Origin of the sequence: Mesorhizobium sp. M7A.F.Ca.ET.027.03.2.1 (assembly GCF_003999175.1) — a bacterium.
Taxonomy (GTDB): domain Bacteria; phylum Pseudomonadota; class Alphaproteobacteria; order Rhizobiales; family Rhizobiaceae; genus Mesorhizobium.
On the sequence record NZ_RZOM01000712.1, the window covers coordinates 1 to 3,258 of the forward strand.

General features: G+C 60.8%; 7 protein-coding genes. All 7 read left to right on the forward strand.

All coding sequences use genetic code 11. From position 1 onward, the window contains the following. The coding region (locus tag EN750_RS25420) for a 2-oxo-4-hydroxy-4-carboxy-5-ureidoimidazoline decarboxylase (RefSeq protein ID WP_281062323.1) at positions 1 to 152 on the forward strand (152 nt) is incomplete at its 5' end. Positions 153 to 162: 10 nt separating this feature from the next. Next, entirely contained in the window at positions 163 to 1,026 is an 864-nt protein-coding gene (locus EN750_RS25425) for a bifunctional allantoicase/(S)-ureidoglycine aminohydrolase (protein WP_127398174.1), read from the forward strand. After that, positions 1,023 to 1,514 (forward strand): ureidoglycolate lyase, encoded by a 492-nt coding sequence (locus EN750_RS25430; protein ID WP_127398176.1) that lies wholly within the window; start codon positions 1,023 to 1,025, stop codon positions 1,512 to 1,514. The genes EN750_RS25425 and EN750_RS25430 overlap by 4 nt, the downstream gene beginning before the upstream one ends. A gap of 67 nt (positions 1,515 to 1,581) precedes the next feature. Continuing rightward, positions 1,582 to 2,175 (forward strand): nucleoside deaminase, encoded by a 594-nt coding sequence (locus EN750_RS25435; protein WP_127398178.1) that lies wholly within the window; start codon positions 1,582 to 1,584, stop codon positions 2,173 to 2,175. A 41-nt stretch (positions 2,176 to 2,216) separates the two neighbouring features. Next, positions 2,217 to 2,540, forward strand: coding sequence for a type II toxin-antitoxin system MqsR family toxin (locus EN750_RS25440; RefSeq protein WP_245482808.1), 324 nt, complete (start codon positions 2,217 to 2,219; stop codon positions 2,538 to 2,540). Beyond that, the gene (locus EN750_RS25445; protein ID WP_245482809.1) at positions 2,537 to 2,956 is read left to right on the forward strand and encodes a type II toxin-antitoxin system MqsA family antitoxin; all 420 of its coding nucleotides are present in this window, start codon (positions 2,537 to 2,539) and stop codon (positions 2,954 to 2,956) included. The genes EN750_RS25440 and EN750_RS25445 overlap by 4 nt, the downstream gene beginning before the upstream one ends. 79 nt (positions 2,957 to 3,035) lie before the next feature. Continuing rightward, positions 3,036 to 3,258 (forward strand): CocE/NonD family hydrolase (locus EN750_RS25450; protein ID WP_281062322.1); only part of this gene is annotated, 223 nt, incomplete at its 3' end.

Sequence of the window (3,258 nt, forward strand, 5' to 3'; positions counted from 1 at the left end):
TCATCATCGCGGTGAAGGGCAAGACGAGGCAAGAAATCCTGGCGGAGTTCGAGGCGCGCATCGGCAATAGCCGCGGCGTCGAGTTCGAGACCGCCTGCAAACAGGTCGAGCGCATCGCGCTGCTCCGCCTCAAGGACATGCTTCCGCAATAGGTTTGAACCCATGGATACGATCAGAATGCCCGAGCGAACCTATTACGCACCACATGGCGGCCTCCCCGGCCAGAGCGAGCTTCTGACCGGCCGCGCCGTCTTCACCGAGGCCTATGCCGTCATTCCTCGGGGTGTGATGCAGGATATCGTCACCAGTGCCTTGCCGTTCTGGGACGAGACCCGCGTCTGGATATTGTCGCGACCGCTGTCGGGTTTTGCCGAGACGTTCTCGCAATACATAGTCGAGGTTGCGCCAGGCGGCGGCAGCGACCGGCCGGAACCCGATGCCGGTGCCGAAGGCGCGCTGTTCGTGGTCGAAGGCGAGCTGACGGTTCTGCTTCAGGGCAAAAAGCATAGTTTAAGGCCCGGCGGCTTTGCCTTCCTGCCGCCGGCCAGCGGCTGGAAGGTTCGCAACGAAGGCAAAGCCGATGTTCGCTTCCACTGGATTCGCAAGGCTTACGAGGCGGTCGACGGTCTCGATGTGCCGGAGGCCTTCTTCGCCAACGAACAGGAGATCGCGCCGACGCCGATGCCCGGCACCGAGGGCCGCTGGGCGACGACGCGTTTCGTCGATCCAGCCGATTTGCGCCACGACATGCACATGACCATCGTCACGCTTGAACCGGGTGCGGTCATTCCCTTCGCCGAGACCCATGTCATGGAGCACGGGCTCTATGTGCTGGAAGGCAAGGCGGTCTATCGCCTCAACCAGGACTGGGTCGAGGTCGAGGCCGGCGACTATATGTGGCTGCGCGCCTTCTGCCCGCAGGCCTGCTATGCGGGCGGCCCGGGCAAATTCCGCTATCTGCTCTACAAGGACGTGAACCGGCACGCCAAGCTCGGCGGCGTCGGTGTCCCCGGGCGGACGCCGTGACGCGGATCATTACGCGGCCACTGACCCGCGAGAGCTTTGCTCCGTTCGGCGACGTCATCGATATGGGCGGCGACAACCACTACCCGATCAATGGCGGCCGCGCGGAACGCTATCACGATCTGGCGACCGCCGAGGCGATCGGACCGAATGCCCGCGTGCTAATCTCGATGGTGCGCGGCACGCCTTACGAACTGCCGCTGAAGCTGAGCATGGTCGAGCGCCACCCCTTCGGCAGCCAGGCCTTCATCCCGCTGTCGCCGCGTCCATTCCTGGTCGTCGTCTGCCATGACGGCGAGCAAGGGCCTGATGAGCCGTATGCCTTCATCACCGCACCCGGCCAAGGCATCAATTACCGGCGCAATCTCTGGCATGGCGTGCTGACGCCGCTCGGCGAGCCTCAGGATTTCCTGATCGTCGACCGTGGCGGCGACGGCTCCAATCTCGAAGAGTTCCATTTCTCGCACGCCTACGAGATCCATCTCCCTTAATTTTTTGTGCGTGTCGTTACCCCAAACCCGGGGGCACTTTGGGCGACATGCGGCAGGAGACCCCCTGATGACGGATATTTCGCTGATCGACCGCCTGCTCGACATTATCGAGCACGACATCGTGCCGAAGACCGCCGACGGCGTCACCCATGGCAACAAGCTGTTCGGCGCCGCGATCCTGCGCAAGGACGACCGGTCGCTGGTGCTGGCCGAAACCAACAACGAGATGGAAAACCCGCTCTGGCACGGCGAGGTGCACTGCCTGAAGCGCTTCTACGAAATGCCCAGGGCTGAACGCGTCGATACGAAAGACGCCATCTTCATCGCCACGCACGAACCCTGCTCGCTCTGCCTGTCGGCTATCACCTGGACCGGCTTCGACAATTTCTACTATCTGTTCAGCCACGAGGATTCGCGCGACAGCTTTGCCATCCCGCACGACCTGAAAATCCTGAAAGAGGTCTTCACCCTCGATCCCGGCGGCTACAATGCCGAGAATGCCTACTGGAAGAGCTTTTCCATACGTCGGTTGGTGCGAACTTTGCCCGAAGCCGAGCGGCAACGGCTGGAAACACGTATCGGCGCGATTTCGGCGCGCTACGATGAGTTGTCCGGCGTCTATCAAGCGAACAAGGACGATAACGACATTCCGCTGAACTAGGCTGTCAGGCCTGCCGTGGAGGTTCTTGAATTGCCACCTTTATGGTGGCATATTATGGCATGGAGAAACGCAGGCCCACCTACGATCTTGATGCCATCAAGACGACATTCGGGTCTGTCGATACGCTGGCGATCACGACGTCCGCTCTGCGGGATGCCACTGGCCTTGGCTTCGACCGTGCCGGCGTCGTCGAGGTAATCGGCGGCATGACGAGGAAAATGTTCGTGAAGTCCATGACGACCTTTGCGGATCATCGGGTCTGGCAGGATGTCTATCACGTGCCGACGCGCGACCTCATCCTCTACGTGAAATTCCAAGCGGATGTCGTGACCGAGTTCACGGTCATGTCGTTCAAGGAGAAATGACCATGGCGACAAGAGAAGAAAATCAGACCATGATTTCCCCCGAAACCGGGGAAACGCTCAAGCGTGAAGTGCGTCCATTCACCGTAGCGTACAAGGGCGAGAGCATAGTTGTCGACCTTCCGGGTTACTATCCAGCATCCGGTGACGAGGGTGTGCATGTCGGAGGCGACATGGCTGCCGTCGATGCCGCGCTCCGTGTCCTCAAGGAGAAGATCGATGGTGTGCCGGCCCCGGCAACCATCCGCCGCATGCGCACAAAGCTCAATCTGTCGCAGCGCGAAGCGGGATCCCTGTTCAAGGTCGGCGAGAATGCTTTCGACAAATATGAACGAGGCCTGATCGAGCCAAGCGGCCCGACCATTCAACTGATGACATTGCTGGAAAAATATCCCGAACTGCTGGATGAATTGCGGTAGCGGCACAGGTCGCATTTTTCGCTGCTCCAGTCGCGAATGGCGATTGAAAGTTGCCGCGCCGCGGGGCGTTATGCGGGCCATGAAAACTGTCACCGAATTTTCCCGCAAGGTCGTCGAATTCCCGGACATGGGGATCGTCATGCCGGACGGCTGCCGGCTCTCGGCGCGGGTCTGGATGCCGGAGGATGCCGGCGACGATCCGGTGCCGGCAATCCTCGAGCATCTGCCCTACCGCAAGCGCGACGGCACCATCTTTCGCGATCAGCTGACGCATCCCTATTTCGCCGGCCACGGCTATGCCT

Bases quoted from the DNA above. Each gene is read 5' to 3' on its own strand.
- EN750_RS25435 (WP_127398178.1), top strand. From the start codon at position 1,582: ATGACGGATATTTCGCTGATCGACCGCCTGCTCGACATTATCGAGCAC.
- EN750_RS25425 (WP_127398174.1), top strand. From the start codon at position 163: ATGGATACGATCAGAATGCCCGAGCGAACCTATTACGCACCACATGGC.
- EN750_RS25445 (WP_245482809.1), top strand. From the start codon at position 2,537: ATGACCATGGCGACAAGAGAAGAAAATCAGACCATGATTTCCCCCGAA.
- EN750_RS25440 (WP_245482808.1), top strand. From the start codon at position 2,217: ATGGTGGCATATTATGGCATGGAGAAACGCAGGCCCACCTACGATCTT.